This is a genomic window from Variovorax sp. AB1(2024) (assembly GCF_037482385.2).
Taxonomy (GTDB): Bacteria; Pseudomonadota; Gammaproteobacteria; order Burkholderiales; family Burkholderiaceae_C; genus Variovorax.
Window position 1 is genome coordinate 552352 of the sequence record NZ_JBBHKP020000001.1, and the last position, 16809, is coordinate 569160.

General features: G+C 68.4%; 15 protein-coding genes. 3 read left to right on the forward strand and 12 right to left on the reverse strand.

Going from position 1 to position 16809, the window contains the following annotated elements; translation table 11 throughout:
* Positions 1 to 5 precede the first annotated feature (5 nt).
* Positions 6 to 2150 carry a hypothetical protein gene (locus WIX39_RS02690; RefSeq protein WP_106936494.1) on the reverse strand — a complete coding sequence of 715 codons (2145 nt, stop codon included), beginning with the start codon at positions 2148 to 2150 and terminating at the stop codon, positions 6 to 8.
* Positions 2151 to 2342: 192 nt separating this feature from the next.
* Between WIX39_RS02690 and WIX39_RS02695 the strand changes: the two genes are divergently transcribed.
* Positions 2343 to 3323 carry a helix-turn-helix transcriptional regulator gene (locus tag WIX39_RS02695; RefSeq protein WP_106936493.1) on the forward strand — a complete coding sequence of 327 codons (981 nt, stop codon included), beginning with the start codon at positions 2343 to 2345 and terminating at the stop codon, positions 3321 to 3323.
* Between the two features lie 9 nt (positions 3324 to 3332).
* On the opposite strand, the gene WIX39_RS02700 is transcribed toward WIX39_RS02695, so the two are convergent.
* Complete coding sequence (locus WIX39_RS02700; protein ID WP_106936492.1) at positions 3333 to 5447, reverse strand: PQQ-dependent dehydrogenase, methanol/ethanol family; 2115 nt, start codon at positions 5445 to 5447, stop codon at positions 3333 to 3335.
* Positions 5448 to 5580: 133 nt separating this feature from the next.
* Between WIX39_RS02700 and WIX39_RS02705 the strand changes: the two genes are divergently transcribed.
* A complete protein-coding gene (locus WIX39_RS02705) occupies positions 5581 to 6861 on the forward strand; it encodes a helix-turn-helix domain-containing protein (protein ID WP_106936491.1) in 1281 nt (426 codons plus the stop codon).
* A 4-nt stretch (positions 6862 to 6865) separates the two neighbouring features.
* Here WIX39_RS02705 and WIX39_RS02710 read toward each other — a convergent pair whose 3' ends face one another.
* From WIX39_RS02710 to WIX39_RS02735, 6 genes are all read right to left on the reverse strand, one after another.
* Positions 6866 to 8029, reverse strand: a complete 1164-nt coding sequence (locus tag WIX39_RS02710; RefSeq protein ID WP_106936490.1) for an ROK family transcriptional regulator — start codon at positions 8027 to 8029, stop codon at positions 6866 to 6868.
* A gap of 1 nt (position 8030) precedes the next feature.
* Complete coding sequence (locus WIX39_RS02715; RefSeq protein WP_409194449.1) at positions 8031 to 8828, reverse strand: ATP-binding cassette domain-containing protein; 798 nt, start codon at positions 8826 to 8828, stop codon at positions 8031 to 8033.
* Positions 8829 to 9132: 304 nt separating this feature from the next.
* Complete coding sequence (locus tag WIX39_RS02720) at positions 9133 to 10323, reverse strand: sugar ABC transporter permease (RefSeq protein WP_106936488.1); 1191 nt, start codon at positions 10321 to 10323, stop codon at positions 9133 to 9135.
* A 109-nt stretch (positions 10324 to 10432) separates the two neighbouring features.
* The gene (gene xylF, locus WIX39_RS02725) at positions 10433 to 11455 is read right to left on the reverse strand and encodes a D-xylose ABC transporter substrate-binding protein (RefSeq protein WP_081267451.1); all 1023 of its coding nucleotides are present in this window, start codon (positions 11453 to 11455) and stop codon (positions 10433 to 10435) included.
* Between the two features lie 185 nt (positions 11456 to 11640).
* A complete protein-coding gene (locus tag WIX39_RS02730) occupies positions 11641 to 12144 on the reverse strand; it encodes a ferritin-like domain-containing protein (RefSeq protein ID WP_081267450.1) in 504 nt (167 codons plus the stop codon).
* 131 nt (positions 12145 to 12275) lie between these two features.
* On the reverse strand, positions 12276 to 12962 hold the full coding sequence (locus WIX39_RS02735) for an alpha/beta hydrolase family protein (protein ID WP_409194450.1): 687 nt from the start codon (positions 12960 to 12962) through the stop codon (positions 12276 to 12278).
* 130 nt (positions 12963 to 13092) lie between these two features.
* Between WIX39_RS02735 and WIX39_RS02740 the strand changes: the two genes are divergently transcribed.
* A complete protein-coding gene (locus WIX39_RS02740; protein WP_234382235.1) occupies positions 13093 to 13524 on the forward strand; it encodes a surface-adhesin E family protein in 432 nt (143 codons plus the stop codon).
* On the opposite strand, the gene WIX39_RS02745 is transcribed toward WIX39_RS02740, so the two are convergent.
* The 4 genes from WIX39_RS02745 to WIX39_RS02760 all read right to left on the reverse strand — a co-directional run bounded on the left by WIX39_RS02745 (position 13521) and on the right by WIX39_RS02760 (position 16718).
* Positions 13521 to 14801 carry a phospholipase D-like domain-containing protein gene (locus tag WIX39_RS02745; RefSeq protein WP_285414063.1) on the reverse strand — a complete coding sequence of 427 codons (1281 nt, stop codon included), beginning with the start codon at positions 14799 to 14801 and terminating at the stop codon, positions 13521 to 13523. The two genes, WIX39_RS02740 and WIX39_RS02745, sit on opposite strands and share 4 nt — an antisense overlap.
* 31 nt (positions 14802 to 14832) lie before the next feature.
* Positions 14833 to 15465, reverse strand: coding sequence for a response regulator (locus WIX39_RS02750; protein ID WP_081267540.1), 633 nt, complete (start codon positions 15463 to 15465; stop codon positions 14833 to 14835).
* Positions 15466 to 15642: 177 nt separating this feature from the next.
* Positions 15643 to 16440 (reverse strand): type I methionyl aminopeptidase, encoded by a 798-nt coding sequence (gene map, locus WIX39_RS02755; RefSeq protein ID WP_409194451.1) that lies wholly within the window; start codon positions 16438 to 16440, stop codon positions 15643 to 15645.
* The gene (locus WIX39_RS02760) at positions 16437 to 16718 is read right to left on the reverse strand and encodes a ParD-like family protein (RefSeq protein WP_409194452.1); all 282 of its coding nucleotides are present in this window, start codon (positions 16716 to 16718) and stop codon (positions 16437 to 16439) included. The genes map and WIX39_RS02760 overlap by 4 nt, the downstream gene beginning before the upstream one ends.
* Between the last annotated feature and the right edge of the window lie 91 nt (positions 16719 to 16809).

Below are 16809 nucleotides of genomic sequence, written 5' to 3' on the forward strand. Positions count from 1 at the left end.
CAGGATCAGGGCTGCGGCGTCACCGTCCACACTTCGAAGCTCTTGCGCTGGTCGACCTGGCGCGCGCTGCGCGCCGTGAAGATGAAGCTGCTGACCGAGCTGCCCTCCGCGTACTGGTAGGCGTTGGCCCCCACCTGCGCGCAGTGGTTGTCGGAGGATGAGTTCGCCACCGGCTGGCAATAGATGACGGCCTTGCGCGCGGTGTTGCGCAGCGTCACCGAATCGGCGAAGCGGTTGTTGTTGGGACCGCGGCCGCTGACGATGAACGTGGTCGGGGCGAGCGCGCCGGCGGGTACGAGCCAGCCGTCGAGGTTGCCCTCGGCGCTGAAGTCGATGTTGTTGGCGCCCGGATCCGAGGGAACCGGGGCCGGAAACACGATGCCACGGCCCACGCCTTGGGTTTCCTGGAACAGTTCGGCGCGCAGCGCAGGCGTCATCTCCACCAGCGGCACTTGCGCTGCTTCCGCCATGCTCGGCGCGCGAGAGAAGGTGCGCACGTACTGCACCACGTTGTCGCCACCGGCGGCGTGGAAGAACTCCATGCGCCAGACCGTCTGGTCGGCGATCGCGCTCAGCTGGGTGTCCGTGTACGGCGGCGAGGCGAACAGGTTGCCGGTCTCGAAGGTCTTCGGCTCGGGCTGCTGCGCCGGCTCGACATACCGGGTCGCCATGCGCCAGATGGCGGAATTCATGGCCGTGCCGGTGGCCGTGCCATCCGCGGTGAGCACGAGCGTGTTGAGGCCGGCACGCGGCACGAGCACCAGTTGGCGGTCGCCCAGCACGCTGCTGGTCACCACCACCTTAGAGAATTTCGAGCTGCCCTGCTCCACCACGTTGTCCACGTTCAGGGTGTAGCCGGAGGCGCGGTACAGCAGGCTCGGATGCTTCAGGAAATCCTTCATCTCGAGCAGCGGCCGCACGGAGGCGCGGTAGGGGTTGCTGCTGCCGGTGAGCTTGAGCGAGCCGCCCACGATCTTCGCGTTGAAGACGTCGTTGTCGGTGTTGCCCACGACGTCGGTCCAGCGGTAGGTCAGTGCGATGTCGCCGTTGGGATAGAAGTATTCGAAGTTGCCGCGGTCGTGCTTCAGGTTGGTGGGGCCGGTGCGGAACAGGCTCTCGAACGGGCGGCGCGCGCCGCTGCTGTCGCGGCCGATGGTCGCGCCGCCGGCCGAGACGTAGCTCGCCGGGTTGTCGTCCACGAACAGGCTGCGGCAGGCCGGCGCGACCACGTTGGCCGCCGTGCCGAAGGCGTTGCCGTCGCCGTTGATGGTGCTGTCCACGCGCTGCGCGAGCGGCAGCGCATAGCAGGCGTTGATGCGCTCGAGCAGCTCCTGCACCATGGCCGGCGTGGGCGGCTGCACGAGCGCGGCGGCGTCGACCGCCGGCAGCGGCGCGATGGTGGCGTCACCACTGCGGAACACGATGGACACCGGCGGGCTGTCGTCCCCGGCCGGCTGCGCCTTGACGGTGATCTCGATGTTGGCGGCCGCGCCGTCGGGGCGCACCGACACGTTGATCGTGTCCAGCACGCGGTCCTGCCCGGTGCCGTTGGCCTTGAACTCTCCGCTCATCGGGTCGATGCTCATGTTGAGCGCATCCAGCAGCGGCTGCAGCGCGGACACGAGCTTCTTCACCTGGTCGGTGATCGCCCCCGCGGTCACAGCGCCGGGGTCGGCCTGGATGGCGGCGGCCAGCTTCGACGGGTCGCCGTTGGGCGCGAGCTGTGCCACCACGATGGTGGTCAGCGGCGTCACGTTGGTCGTGCCGGTGGCGGCGCTGGCGGTGGTGCTGTAGAGCGTGAGGTCGTCGCGCACGGCCTGGATCACCAGCGGCGCCTTGGTGCCGGCGGGCAGCGTGCAGCTGTAGGCGCCTTCGGCGGAGACCTTCACTTCGCACACCTTGGCGCCGGTCTGGTCGAACACGGTGAGCGCCGCGTCCGCGAAGGCGGCGCCGGTGGCGACCGTGCCGCTCAGCGTGGTGGCAGGGGCCGTGGTGTCGGCGGCAGGGGCGGCGGGCTGCTGGCCGCCGCCGAGCGAAACCGGCAAGCCGCCGATGCCGCCGCCGCCCCCTCCACCGCCGCCGCACGCGCCGAGAAGCGCGAGCGTCACAGCGGACAGGGCAACGGGAATTTTCTGGATGAATGCGGGCATGTCTGGTTCTTCTCCAAGGGTTGGACCTCGCTTGACCGGAGGTTCCGCAAACCATAGCTTTCACTTTTGTGGAAACAAATGATGCAAATGCACCATTCTTGAAACGCCGCGACGGGGTAACTTCCGAGCGGGCCACGGAAACCACCAGAACATGGGATGCGCGCTGCGCAGGGGCGAGGGAAAAAAGGCCAGATGAAAAAACCGGTCGCATTGCAAGACTTCAGCACGCTGCTGCTGCAGCTCTACCGGCTATCGCACGAGTTGCCGATAGACGCATTCCAGGACGCCGCGCTCGACCTCATCAAGCCGGTGCTGCCATTCGACTCGTCGATGTGGGGCACGGCCACCAGCACTTCCAGCGGCATCGACATCCACACCATCCACCTGCACAACCAGCCGGCGGAAATGCTCACCGCCTATGAAGAGGTCAAGCACCTCGACACCGCGGCGGTGGAGGTGGGGAAGCGGCCGACCTCGACGCTCGCGTTCAACGCCGACGCATGGTTCCACCGGCCGGACCAGTCGCAACTGCGCGACTACGGCCGGCGTTTCGAGCAGGCCAACTTCTTCATCAGCTCCGACGTGAACCGGCAGACCAACTTCGTGCACTGGGTCAGCCTGTTCCGGGCGGACCCCGACGCCCAGGGCACCGAAGACGAACGCCAGCTGCTCGCCAGCCTGATGCCGCACGTGATGCAGGCGCTGGCGCTCAACCGCATCGTGCACCTGGACCGGCTGGAGCCCGGCGGGCCGCCGGCGTGCGGCTCGGCCATCGGCGACCTGCGCGGCGTGCTGTATCACGCTGACGGCCTCTTCGAAGCCGCGCTGAAGGCGGAGTGGCCCGCGTGGCACGGGCGCACGCTGCCCGCGCCGCTGCTGAAGCACTTCCTGGAAGGGCACGCCCGCTACGGCGGCCACGGGATCGTGGTGACGCACCATGTCGAGCAGCGCCTGCTGTTCCTGAAGAGCCGCACCCGCTGCCGCGCGGACAGCCTCTCGCCGCGCGAGCGCACCATTGCCGAGCTGCTGGCGCGCGGCGACACGCACAAGGACATCGCCACCATCCTGAGCCGCTCGCCGGCCACGGTTCGCAATCACATCCAGTCGATCTACGACAAGCTGGAGGTGAGCAACGTGGCCGGGCTGATCCAGGAGCTGCGGCTCGCGGGCTGAGCCTTCCCGCTACTTGGGCCGGATCGCGTCCGCCGTCCCCTGGATGAACGCCTTGATGCTCTCGATCTCCTCGCCCGAGAGCTTGCCCGTGAAGTCGGGCATGCCGCGCGACATGGCCGGGCCCTTGAGGATGAACTTGTCGAGGTTCTCGATGTAGGCCGCGTCCATGTAGCCGAGGTTGGGAATGTTGCCGCCGCGGTCCACGCCCGGCACGCCGTGGCAGAAGACGCAGTTGCTCACGTAGAGCATGGTGCCGGCCTGGACCTTGGCGGGGTCGTACTTGACGCCCTGCACCAGCTTGTCCATGCGGTACTGCACGAAGTCCGGCATCTTGGCCGTGCCGCCCACCGCGAAGGTGTAGACGGTGCCCGGCCCCTGCCGCTCGGTGGCGCGCTGCGCGAGGCCGTACACGCCGCCCCAGCCCACCGCCACCGACACGTACTGCTTGCCGTCCACCATGTAGGTCGAGGGTGCCGCCACCACGCCGGTGCCGGTGGGCGTTTCCCAGAGCTTCTCGCCGGTCTTGGCGTTGTAGGCCAGCAGGCGGCCGTCGGCCGTGCCCTGGAACACCAGGTTGCCGGCGGTGGTGAGCGTGCCGCCGTTCCAGGGCGACACATAGTCCACGCCCCAGGCTTCCTTCTGCGCCACCGGGTCCCAGGCCACGAGGCGGCCGAAGGGCTTGCTCTTGGGCGGCTCCACGTTGGCGAACTTGGCCAGGTTCCAGCCCAGGCCCGCATGCGGGCGGCCCGGCACGTCCTCGTTGAACTTCCAGTCCTTGTCGTCCATCAGGTTGATCGGCACGTGCTGCGCCGGCAGGTAGGCGAAGCCGGTCTGCGGGTTGAACGACATCGGGTGCCAGTTGTGCGCGCCGAAGGGGCCGGGGATGGCGTCGTTGGGCTTGGTGCCGTCGCGCGCGGCGGCCACGCCGATCGGGCGGCCGTTCTTGTCGTAGCCGGTGGCCCAGTTCACTTCGGTGAAGTTCTTCGCCGAGATGAACTTGCCGTTGGTGCGGTCGATGACGAAGAAGAAGCCGTTCTTCGGCGCATGCAGCAGCACCTTGCGCGGCTTGCCGTCCAGCTTCATGTCGGCCAGGATCATCGACTGGGTGGAGGTGTAGTCCCAGTTGTCGCCGGGCGTCTCCTGGTAGTGCCACTTGTACTTGCCGGTGTCGGGGTCGAGCGCCACCACCGAGCCCAGGTAGAGGTTGTCGCCGCCCTTGGGGCTGCGCGCCTTGTGCGACCACGGCGAGCCGTTGCCGGTGCCCACGTACATCAGGTTGAGCTCGGGGTCGAAGGCGAAGCTGTCCCACGCGGTGCCGCCGCCGCCGGCTTCCCAGTACTTGCCGCTCGGGTCCCAGGTCTTCGCGGCCTTGGCCATGGAAGCGTCTTCGAAGGGCTTGCTCGGGTCGCCGGGCACCACGAACCAGCGCCACTTCTGGTCGCCGGTCTTCGCGTCGTAGGCGGTGACGAAGCCGCGCACGCCGTATTCGGCGCCGCCGTTGCCGATGATGACCTTGCCCTTGAACACCCGCGGCGCGCCGGTGATGGTGTAGCTGCCCTTCTGGCCTTCGAGCGTGTCCTTCTCCCAGACCTTCTGTCCGGTGGCGGCGTCGAGCGCGATCAGGCGCCCGTCGTAGGCGGCCACGTAGACCTTGCCCTCATGGATGGCGACGCCGCGGTTCACCACGTCGCAGCAACCCTTGAAGCCCTTGGACTTGTCGACCTGCGGATCGAAGGTCCACAGCTTCTGGCCGGTGCGGGTGTCGATGGCGTGCACCACGCTCCACGAGGCGGTGACGTACATGATGCCGTCCACCACCAGCGGCGTAGCCTCCACGCCGCGCGTCGACTCGAGGTTGTACGACCAGACCAGCCCCAGGTCCTTCACGTTGCCGGTGTTCACCTGGTCGAGCCTGCTGAAGCGCGACTCCGAGTAGTCGAGGCCGACGCTGGGCCAGTCGGGGGTTTTCTTCTGCGCCGCGTTGGCGCGTATGAAATTGCCGTCGACGCGCGCGGTGGCGGCCGCTGCGCGCTCCTGTGCGTTCTGGGCCGTGGCCGCCGTCGATGCGCCCAGGCACAGCAGCGCGCCGGCGAGCATGAGCAGCCCGGAGTGTGTTCTTTTCATCGCAGGTCTCCTTTGTGCCGCAAGGATCGTTCGCGCCGGCCTCGCGTTCACCTTCGGGATTTCCCCAATCCGTCGCTGTTCCATTGCGGAACACATTCGCTGCTGGTCCCGAATACAGGGAGGCGGCGAACCCATGTCCCAAGGCAAGTTCGACAGCAGGCTAGGCACGGCGGATGCGCCGCGCCAGCTCTTTGCCAGCACGCCGGCGCAGCGCGTGGCGCTCGCGCGGCGGCAGTTCTTCGAAGAAGGCGTGCGGCCCTCGGGCCTGGTGGGCGAGGCGGTGATCCAGTCGTGGCTGCGCTGCAGCCGCACGCACACCGACCGCCAGCGCATCGTGCCCTTCGACGCGGTCACGCCGAGCCGGCTGCACGCCACGCTGGCGCGCAACCGCGAGCTGCTGGAGGTGGCACGACAGGAACTCGCGCAGATGGAGAACATGCTCGCGGGCACCGACTGCCGCGTGATCCTGACCGACCGCGACGGCGTGCTGGTGCACGTCACCGACCAGCCCGCCGCCGCGCACCAGCCGGTGCTGCGCAAGACCGCGCGGGTGGGCGTGAACATTTCGGAGCGCGTGGTGGGCACCACCGCGCCGGGCATCGTGGCCAGCACCGGGCAGGCCTGCACGGTGGACGGCGCGGAGCATTACTTCGACGTGCTGTGCCACATGCAATGCGCCGCCGCGCCGATCCGCGATGTCACGGGCCGGCTGGCCGGCGTGCTCGACCTCACGGTGGAGGCGCGGCGCTTCGGCTTCGATGCGGCGGCGATGGTGGCGCTCTACGCCACCACCATCGAGAACCGGCTGCTGCAGGCGCAGTCGCGCGACCACCTGATCCTGCGCTTCCAGGCGAGCCCCACGCTGCTGGGCACGCCGCTGGAGGCGCTGGCCGGCATCGCGCCGGACGGCACCATCGCCTGGCTCAACAACGCGGGCGCGCGTCTGCTGGGCCGGCTGCCCGAGGCGGCGGACGAACGCGATGTCGAATGCCTGCTGGGGCACGACCTCGCGAGCCTGATGCGGCTCGGCCGGCGCGAGGCGGCGCAGCCGCTGCGGCTGGCGAGCGGGCTCGGCGTATGGGTGCAGGCGCAGCTGAAGGGCGCGAACGGCGCGGACTTCCGCCATGCCGTGGCGATGCCCGGAGAGACGGCGCCAGCGGCCCTGGAACGCATCGCGGTACCGGCCATTGCAACCACCGCCACCGAAGGCCAGGCGGGCACCGACACCGCGGAGGCCGCATGGCCCGCCGGCACGCTGCGCGAGCACAGCCGCAAGCTGATCGAGGACACGCTCGCCGCGCACGGCGGCAACGTCTCGCAGGCGGCGCGGCAGTTGCGCGTGTCGCGCGGCACGCTGTACCGGCGGCTGCGCGGCTGGCATGACGACGCCGCGCAGGCCGCCGCGGACGACTGAACGTTCAGACGGCGGCGCGGGCCAGCGCGCGCGCGCGCCGCGCCTTCGCGTCGGGCTGCAGCGGCCGCAGGTATTCGTGAAGCGCCAGCGCGGCGGCGCCCACCGCCGGCGCCAATGCGTCGTAGCGCGCGGTGCGCAGTTCGGGTGCCGGCATGCCGGCGCGGTCGGCGTGCCGGTGGACGCTCTCGAACGCCGCCTGCACGAAGTCGCGGTGATCGGTGCAGGCCTTGCCGCCCAGCACGATCGCGCGCGGGTTGAAGGTGACCCACAGGTTCTGCAGCATCACGCCGAAGAAGGCGGCGGCGCGCTGCATGTCGCGGCCCTCGCGCAGCAGCACGCGCGAACCGAAGAAGGCCTCGGCGCAGCCGCGCCGCCCGCATGAGCACGGCGGCCCGTCGAGCTCGAGGATGGTGTGGCCGATCTCTCCGGCCATGCCCTGCGCGCCGGTGAAGAGCCGGTCGTTCAGCACCACGCCCGCACCCACGCCCACGTCGCAGTTGACGAAGATCAGCGGGTCTTCGCCCTCCTGGCCTTCCATTGCCGCGAACTCGTATTCGCCCAGCACGGCGGCATCGGCGTCGTTCTGCAGCTGCACGGTGACGCGCGGCAGGCCCACGGCGGCAAAGGCTTTCTCCAGCGCGGGCAGCAGGCTCACGTTGCGCCAGCCGAGGTTGGGCGCGAAGCGGACCACGCCGGTGCAGTCGTCCACCGCGCCGGGTATGCACACGCCGATGCTCGACAGGCGCAGGCCGAGCTGCTCGAGCCGCGCATGCGCGACCGAGGCCATGCGCGCGACCTGCGCGCAGACGCCGGCGGGCGCGCTGTCGGCCAGAGCCCGGGTGTCCGAATACAGCACCTCGCCCTGCAGCGACATGCACACGAGGCGCACCGTCTCCACGGCGATCTCCACGCCCATGAGCGCGCGCACGCCCACGTTGATGCGCAGCGGCGTCGAAGGCCGCCCCAGGCCGTCGGCCACGGCCGCGCCCGATTCGCTGAGCCAGCCCTCGTCGATCAGCTCGCGCACCAGCAGGCTCACGGTCGACTTGGTGAGGCCGCTCTCGCCGGCAAGCCGCGCGCGCGAGAGGCCGGGCTGCGCGCGCAGCAGCCGCAGCAGGACGCTGCGGTTCATGCGCTTCACGAGCTGCTGGTCGCCGATGGTGGTCACATCAGGCGGCCGCGGTGTCGGCGTGATGGGCCTGCTCTTTGCCTTCGGGCCGCTTGCCGGCAATGATCATGCCGAGCACTTCGTCCTCGGTGACGTCGGCGGTGCGGTAGGTGCCAACCAGCTTGCCGTTCTTCATCACGGCGAGGCGGTCGCTCAGCGAGAACACGTCGGGCATGTCGTGCGTGATGAGGAAGATGCCCACGCCGTCGGCCTTGAGCTGCTTCACGAGGCCGCCGACCATCGCGGTCTCCTCGGGGCCGAGCGCGGCGCAGGGCTCGTCCATGATGAGGATGCGCGCATTGAAGTACAGCGCGCGAGAAATGGCCACCACCTGCCGCTGTCCGCCGGAGAGGCGACGCACGGGCACGCGGATGTTGGTGAAGTTCTTGTTGAGCCGGTGGAACACCTTGCGCGCCTGCACTTCCATGAAGTGGTCGTCCAGGGTGTTCCAGCGCGTCATCTTCTCGCGGCCGAGGAACAGGTTCGACACGGAGTCGAGGTTGTCGGCCAATGCAAGGGTCTGGTAGATGGTCTCGATGCCTTGCGCCTGCGCTTCGGCGGGCGTGCGGATGTTGACTTTCTCGCCGGCTATCAGGGTGTCGCCGGAGTCGATGGGATAGGCGCCGGCGAGCATTTTCATGAGCGTGGACTTGCCCGCGCCGTTGTGGCCGAGCAGCGCGACCACTTCGCCGGGATAGAGGTTGACGCTCACGCCGTCCACGGCCTTGACGCCGCCGAAGGACTTGCGGATCTCGCGCAGTTCGACGAGGGGTTTGGTTGTGTCGGTGGTGTCGCTCATTCTGTTTCCGGGGTGGGTCGTTTGCTGCTGTTCGGGGTGCTTGCACAGGCCACCGGGTACTCCCCTCCGCGAATGTCCCCCGGCCTGCGGCCTCCTCCTTTATTTCGCTGCGGGGAGCACCCGGCGCCCTGCGCAAGAGGGCACGCTGCCGGCGTCCGGCCGATCAACGACCGCACTGAACGGTCACGTCGGCGGGGGGCTCCTTTTCGCGAAATAAAGGAGGAGCCCGAAGGGCGGGGGACATTCGCGAAAAGGAGCACGCCGTCGGCGTGATCGCGCCCTGAACAGCAATGCAAGTTCATCCCTAGTTCTCCCCAAACTTGCGCCGGTAGAGAACGTCGAACACCACGGCCACGATCAGCACCTGCCCGATGATGACCATGCGCTTGCCGATGGGCACGTCGAGCAGCAGCATGCCGCTGTCGAGCGACTGCATGATGAGCGCGCCCAGCACCGAGCCGAAGATCGAGCCGCTGCCGCCCGCCAGCGCCGTGCCGCCGATGACGGCCGCCGCGATCACGTACAGCTCCATGCCCGTGCCCAGCGAATTGGTGCCCGCGTTGAGCCGCGCGATCGACACGATGGCCGCGATGGTGACCAGCACCGCCAGCAGCGCGAACAGCATCAGCGTGACGCGCTTGACCGGAATGCCCACCAGCGCCGCCGCGTCGGGGTTGCCGCCCATCGCGAACACGTAGCGGCCGAAGCGCGTGCGGTGCACGATGAACGACAGCACGATGGCCACCACCGCCCAGATCAGCACCGGAATCGGAATGCCCTGGGGCGCGTCCTTCGAATCGATCTTGTAGTGGTTCATGACCGCCGCGAAGCCGATCACCACCGCCGCCGGCACCGCCGTGAGCAGCAGCTCCAGCCACAGCGGCTCGTTGGGCATCTCGTGGCGCGCGCGCGCCGCGCGCTTCTGGAACATGCGCGCGAACAGCACCACCGCCACCAGCCCGGCGATCACCCAGCTCGCGGTGACGCCGATGCCGCCGTCGTAGCCGCCGCCCAGGCGCTGGAAGAATTCGTCGTTCACCGGCTGCGTCTTGCCGTCGGCCACCAGGAAGGCCGCGCCGCGGAACGACATCAGGCCGCCCAGCGTGACCACGAACGAAGGCACGCCCAGCATCGCCGTGAGCCAGCCCTGGTAGATGGACACCAGCAGCGCCACGGCCAGGCCCGCCAGGCAGGCCGTGGGCCACGACCAGCCCGAGGTGTATTGCAGGTACGCGATGAGCACACCGACGAAGCCCATCACCGAGCCGACCGACAGGTCGATGTGGCGCGCCACGATGATCAGCACCATGACGGTCGACACGATGCCGACCACCGCCGTCTGCTGCGCGACGTTGTAAAGGTTCTCGGGCGACAGGAACACGCCGCCCGACATGACGCTGAACACCACCGCCATCACGACCAGCAGCACGCACATCAGCACGAGGCGCAGGTCGATGCCCGTGCGGCGCCACCAGCCCGGTGTTGGATTGCTCATTTTTCAGACCCCCTTCGGGACAAAGACAGGAGCGCGCCCACCTCCGGCCGGGCCCGTGGACGGCCGGCCGATGGCGCGTTGCGCGGGTGATCCGTGCTGGCTTGCTTGCCTACTTGCAGGCCGCAGGCGCGCTGGCGCCCGTCACGCCCTTGCACAGCTCGTCCTTCTTGATCCAGCCGGCCTTGACCACGACGTCGAGGTTGTCGCGTGTCACGGGCACCGGCGTCAGCAGGCGCGATTGCAGCGAGACCTTCTTCGGACCGGAGTTCCAAGTGCCGGCCTTGTCGACCGGCTTGCCCTGCGACAGCGCGATGGCCGCGGCGGCGGCTTCGCGGCCGAGTTCGCGCGAGTCCTTGAAGATGGTCGCGGTCTGGGTGCCCAGCGCGATGCGGTTGAGCGCCGCGAAGTCGGCGTCCTGGCCCGACACCGGAATGCCGCGCAGGCCCTTGGCCGTGAGCGCCGCCACCGCGCCGCCCGCCGTGCCGTCGTTGGCCGCCACCACCGCGTCGACCTTGTTGCCGTTCTTGGTGAGGATCTGCTCCATGTTCTTCTGCGCGACTTCGGGCTTCCAGCCTTCGGTGTATTCGTCGCCGACGATCTTGATGTCGCCCTTCTTGATGGAGGCGTCGAGCACCTCCTGCTGGCCGGCGCGCAGGAAGTCGGCGTTCGGGTCGCTCGGCGAGCCCTTGATGATCACGTAGTTGCCCTTGGGCTTGACCTTGAGCACCTCGCGCGCTTCCATGCGGCCGACTTCGACGTTGTCGAAGGTGATGTAGAAGACGCCCGGCGCCTCGATCAGCCGGTCGTACGCCACCACTGGCACCTTCTGGCGCGTGGCCTTGGTCACCGCCGGCAGGATGGCGTCCTTGTCCATCGCCAGCACGATGAGCGCCTTGGCGCCCTTCGACATCAGGCCCTCGATGTCGCCCAGTTGCTTCTCCGGAGAGCCGCCCGCATCGGCACTGATGTACTTGGCGCCGAGCTTCTCGAGTTCGGCCTTGATGGCGGCCTCGTCGGTCTTCCAGCGCTCTTCCTGGAAGTTGGACCAGCTCACGCCGACCACGGTCTGCGCCATCGCGCCCACGGCCGTGAGACCGAAGGCCATGGCGGCCAGGGTGTGTTTCAGTTGCATCGATGTCTCTCCTGAGTTGGTGCGCCCCACAGGGATAAGCCGTGTAAGAAATTAGTTAGTTTGAAGGGCGAACTAACTATCCCATCGCGGCAAGGTGCTGGGCATCCGGGAATTCCCGGAGCGCGGGGCGCCCATGAAAAAAGGCCGGGCAAGCCCGGCCTTCATGCGCTGGAGCGCGTGGGCGATCAGTCGCGGGCGCGCGCGGCGTTGCGCAGGTCGCGGATCTGGTCGTGGTTGCGCTGGGCGCCTTCTGCCTGGGCAGCAACCACGCTGCGCACGTCGGCGGGCAGGTTCTGCTTCAGGGCCTTGCGATAGCGCGCGACACCGGTGTCTTCGCCGCGCTCGCACGATTCGAGGATCGAGAGTTCGCTGTTGGCGCCCAGCGAGCCCTTCACGTGCACCCAGCCGCGATGCAGCGCGCCGCTGGCGGTGCCGCCATCGGCCGGCTTGCCGCCGTAGGCCGTGATGAGCGCCATCAGTTCGCTGCCGGCCTTGCGGCATTCTTCGGCGCGGTTGGCGAACAGTTGCTTCGCCGCCGGGCTCTCCACTTCGTCGGCGCAGGCGCGGAAGCCGTATTCGCCGTCGCGCGAGTTCTCGAGCAGGTCGTTGAGCACGTCCACGACTTCGTCGTTGGCGAGCGCGGGGCCGGTTGCCTGCAGGGTGTCGAGGGATGCGTCTGTGTATGCCATGTCGGTGATCCTTTCAATTGATGATCTGTTTGCTGTCTGTCGAACACACATCGTTGAAAGATCCGCGATGCCGCGGCGTCGTCCCATCGGGCGACACGGCGTAGGCGAAGGACGACCCGCGCCGCCCGGCTTCAGCCGATGCGCCAGGCCTGCATCCACACGGCGATGCCGTCGAGCATTTCGTCCAGCGCCTGCTCGTCGGTGCGGCCGGTGCGCCTGAGCACGTGGAAGGAATGGTCGGCACCCTCGATCTCCAGCACGGTGGCGATCGGACCCAGCGCCTGCACGGTGTCGTCGAAAGGCGCGGGCTCGGCCAGCGTGTCGCGCGGCCCGTGCGCGAAGAGCATGGGCACGTCCACCTCGCGCAGATGCGCCGCGCGCCCGGCAGCCTTTGCGGGCGCGCCCGACGGGTGCAGCGGAAAGCCCAGGAAGACCAGCCCTTCGACGGCCGCGAGCAGCTCCAGCGCCTGGGCCTGCGACGTCATGCGCCCGCCGAACGACTTGCCGCCCGCGAAGAGGCGCACGCCCGCAAAGCGCGCCGAGGCGCATGCCACGGCCGCGCGCACCGTGGCATGCGCCAGCGGCGGTGCGTCCGTGCGCTTGCTGCCCTGCTCCATATAGGGGAACTGGTAGCGCAGCGTGGCGATGCGCCGCTCGGCAAGGCCCTCGGCCACGGCCTGCATGAACGGATGCGCCATGCCCGCGCCGGCGCCGTGCGCGAGCACCAGGCACGCCTCGGCCGAGGGTGGCGACATCGCAAGGGCCGACACCGCAATGCCGGGCCTCACGTCGATGGAAAGTCTGTGCAGGGTGGTCATCGCGCGAGTGTGCCCCGCGCCCCCGTCGTTCGGCGCGGACCTTCGGCGTCGTCCGACACGCGTAGGGCCAGCGGCCAATGTAAATTCATGTTTCATCGTTTCCCCCTTTTTTCTTTTCCTGGAGTCCGTCGTGAAGCACTGGCTGTTGGCTATCGGCATGGTCGGCTGCATCGCGCATGCGCAGCCTGGCTGGTTCACGGTGACGGGAGATCCGCAGGACAAGCTGGCAGACACGGTCCAGGTCGACCCCGACCGTGTGACGCTCCAGGACACACCGGGCGACGCCGCCAAGGCCATGAATCTGCGCGTGAGCCGCGCGGCGCAGCGCGTCAACTGGGACGGCATTCCGTACCGTTCGTACGAGTCTCGCGTGGTGTTCGACTGCCAGGCGGGCCGCGCCAGCTACGTGGCGGCGCGCTTCTACGCCCAGCCGCTGTGGCAGGGCGAGCCCCACCGCAGCGCGGACTACAGCAACGCCCCCAAGCCGGTGCGCTTCCTGGACATGAAGCCCAACCCGACGGCGCGCATCGTGCGCGCGGCCTGCCGCCCGCGCAGCAGCTAGAGCTGCGACGACAGCAGCGCCGCCAGGTGCTCCATCGCCTTCTCGTGCAGCGGGCGATCCTTCCAGGCCTCGTACGTCAGGCGCTTCGACTGGCGCAGGTCGGCCTCGAACTGCGCGGTCTGCTCGGCGGCGAAGGCCTCGTCGTAGATGTTGAGGTTGGCCTCGTCGTTCAGGCGGAACGAGCGGTTGTCGAAGTTGGTGGAGCCCACCGACACCAGCAGGCCGTCGACCGTGAAGACCTTGCAATGGAACATGGTCGGCTGGTATTCGCTGATCTCGGCGCCCGCCTCCAGCAGCGGACCCCACGCCGCGCGCGAGGCACCGCGCACGGTCTGCGAATCGATGATCGGGCCCGGCGTGATGATGCGCAGCCGCACGCCGCGCTTCATGGCCGCGACCAGCGCGCCCACCGTCAGGTCGTCGGGCACGAAGTAGGCGCTCGACAGGTCGATGGTCCTGGTGGCCGCCGCGATCGACAGCAGGTACATGAGATGCATGCTCTCGCTGCCGCCGGAAGGCGAACTGCTGAACATCTGGGCGCGCCCGTCGCCCATCGAGGGAATCGGCGGGAAGTAGGTTTCGCCGTGCAGCACGTCGCCCGACACCTTCACCCAGTTGTCCATGAACACGGCCTGCATCTGCGCCACCACCGGCCCTTCGACCTTGTAGTGCGAGTCGCGCCAGTGCTCGGCGTCCTGTGCGTGGCCGGTCCATTCGGGCGCGATGCCCACGCCGCCGGTGAAGCCGGTGCGGCCGTCGACCACCAGCAGCTTGCGGTGGGTGCGGTTGTTCATGCGCGCGATGTCGTACCAGCTCGGCTTGTGGAACTTGCGGATCTGCACGCCGGCGCTTTCCATCTCGCGGATGAAGTCGCCATCGACCTTGGCGCTGCCCACCCAGTCGAGCAGCACGTGCACCTTCACGCCGGCGCGGGCGCGCTCCGAGAGCGCGTCGGCAAACTCGCGCCCGATGTCGCCCGACCAGTAGATGTAGGTCTCGAAGGTGATGCTGCGCCTGGCGCCGCGGATGGCGGCGAGCATCGGCGGAAAAATCCGGTCGCCGTTCTGGAAGGCCTCGAAGCGGTTGCCGCCGGTGATGGGCGGCCCGAGCATCACGCCCAGCGCGCGCTGGTACTGCGCATCATGCAGCGCGTACTCGCGCTTGACCTGCTCGTCGAGCTTCTTCTCGCCGCTGGTGAAGTTGAGCACCAGCAGCGTGGCGGCCAGCGTCAGGACGAAAGTCCAGACGATGGTCTTGAGCGTCCCTCGGCGCTGCACGTGAGGACGCGAAGGCTGCGTGCTCAAGCGATCAGTCGATCAGCTGCGTCTTGATCGCGTAGTACGTCAGGTCGCTGTTGGTGGAGAGGTTCATCTTCTCCATGAGGCGCGTGCGGTAGGTGCTGATGGTCTTCACCGACAGCGACAGCGCCTCTCCGATGCTGCCCACCGATTCGCCCTTGGCGAGCTTCAGGAACACCTGGAACTCGCGCTCCGACAGGTGCTTGTGCGGCGGCGCGTTGTCCTTGCGCTCCAGCTGGCCGGCCAGCAGCTCCGCCACCGAGGGAGAGATGTAGCGGCGGCCCAGCGCCACCGTGCGGATCGCCTTGGCGATTTCCTCGGGCTCGCATTCCTTGTTGAGATAGCCCGATGCGCCCTGGCGGATCAGGTTCACCGCGTAGTGTTCCTCGGGATAGCCGCTGAGGATGAGCACGCCCAGGTCGGGCGCCTTGGCACGCACCATGGCGAGCGCGTCGATGCCGCTCTGGCCGGGCATCGAAAGGTCCATCACGAGCACGTCGATGTCGGCCGTGCGAACGAGGTCGATGGCCTCGCGGCCGGAGCCGGCCTCGCCGACCACGCGGAAATCGACGAAGGTGGAGAAGAACGCCTTGAGGCCTGTGCGGACGACGGCGTGGTCGTCGACGATGCCGATCTTGATCATGGTGTTGTTCCTGCTTGAAGCGATGCGCGCCAGGAGGCGGCGCGACAGGGGAACGAAGATGCCACAGCCATCGGCCTGCAAGACACCCGAAAAGCAGGACGCGGCGTTGTCCTGCACGGCAATGCAGGATTGCCTGTCGCCCGCGTCGGACGGAAACGACGCGGGAGCGCCGCCCTCTCAGGCAATGGCCGGATAGCGCCCCGTGCCTTCGGGCCAGGGCGTCAGCACCTCGAAGCCGTCTTCCGTGACCGCGACCATGTGCTCCCACTGCGCCGACAGCGAATGGTCGCGCGTGACCACCGTCCAGCCGTCGGGCAGTTCGCGGGTCTCGCGGCGGCCGGCGTTGATCATCGGCTCGATGGTGAAGACCATGCCGGCCTCCAGCCGCAGGCCCTGGCCGGGCTGGCCGTAGTGCAGCACCTGGGGATCGTCGTGGTAGATCTGGCCGATGCCGTGCCCGCAGTACTCGCGCACGACGCTGAAGCGCTCGCGGTGCGCAACGCTCTGGATCGCATGCCCCACGTCGCCCAGCGTGGCGCCGGGACGCACCTGCAGGATGCCGGCGCGCATCGCCTCGTAGGTGGTGTCCACCAGGCGCCGCGCCAGCGGGCTGGGCTCGCCGACGAAGTACATGCGGCTGCAGTCGCCGAACCAGCCGTCCTTGTTGACGGCCACGTCGATGTTGATGATGTCGCCCTTCTTCAGCACCTTCTGCGCCGAAGGCACGCCGTGGCAGACCACGTGGTTGACCGAGGTGCAGACCGTCTTGGTGTAGCCCTGGTAGCCGACGTTGGCGGGCACCACGCCCTGCACATTGACGATGTGGTCGTGGCAGATGCGGTCGAGCTCCTCGGTGGTGACGCCGGGCTTCACATGCTCGCCGATCATCGCCAGCACCTCGGCGGCCAGCCGGCCCGCGGCGCGCGCCATCGCGATTTCGTCGGGCGACTTGAGCGGTGCGGCGGCGGCCCTCATGCGCGCGCCCCGGCCAGCTTGCGTGCGGCGGGAGCGGCAGCGGGCGCGGGCGGCGGCGGTTCGACGAGGCCGGAGACGGTGGCCAGGTCGAAGCCGCCGGCCTGCTCGGCGCGGATGAGCAGCTGGCAGATCTCGCGGTGATCGAGCTCGGGGTGCAGCTCGGCCAGCATGCCGATGCGCATCCAGTGCTCGGCCTGCGCGTTGATGGAACGGCTCAGCGCATTGCCCGCGACGCGCAGGTTCTCATGCATGAGGTCTGAAATCTTGACGATGCCCATGGTCTGTTTTTATATACGAAATGTATATGAATCATATCAAACCGGGCGGCGGGCTTCAACACCGCGACGGGGGTAAGCCCGGTGAAGCGCT

Coding starts and splice junctions, on each gene's coding strand:
- WIX39_RS02690 (WP_106936494.1), bottom strand. CDS start 2,150: ATGCCCGCATTCATCCAGAAAATTCCCGTTGCCCTGTCCGCTGTGACG.
- WIX39_RS02695 (WP_106936493.1), top strand. CDS start 2,343: ATGAAAAAACCGGTCGCATTGCAAGACTTCAGCACGCTGCTGCTGCAG.
- WIX39_RS02700 (WP_106936492.1), bottom strand. CDS start 5,447: ATGAAAAGAACACACTCCGGGCTGCTCATGCTCGCCGGCGCGCTGCTG.
- WIX39_RS02705 (WP_106936491.1), top strand. CDS start 5,581: ATGTCCCAAGGCAAGTTCGACAGCAGGCTAGGCACGGCGGATGCGCCG.
- WIX39_RS02715 (WP_409194449.1), bottom strand. CDS start 8,828: ATGAGCGACACCACCGACACAACCAAACCCCTCGTCGAACTGCGCGAG.
- WIX39_RS02720 (WP_106936488.1), bottom strand. CDS start 10,323: ATGAGCAATCCAACACCGGGCTGGTGGCGCCGCACGGGCATCGACCTG.
- xylF (WP_081267451.1), bottom strand. CDS start 11,455: ATGCAACTGAAACACACCCTGGCCGCCATGGCCTTCGGTCTCACGGCC.
- WIX39_RS02730 (WP_081267450.1), bottom strand. CDS start 12,144: ATGGCATACACAGACGCATCCCTCGACACCCTGCAGGCAACCGGCCCC.
- WIX39_RS02735 (WP_409194450.1), bottom strand. CDS start 12,962: ATGACCACCCTGCACAGACTTTCCATCGACGTGAGGCCCGGCATTGCG.
- WIX39_RS02750 (WP_081267540.1), bottom strand. CDS start 15,465: ATGATCAAGATCGGCATCGTCGACGACCACGCCGTCGTCCGCACAGGC.
- map (WP_409194451.1), bottom strand. CDS start 16,440: ATGAGGGCCGCCGCCGCACCGCTCAAGTCGCCCGACGAAATCGCGATG.
- WIX39_RS02760 (WP_409194452.1), bottom strand. CDS start 16,718: ATGGGCATCGTCAAGATTTCAGACCTCATGCATGAGAACCTGCGCGTC.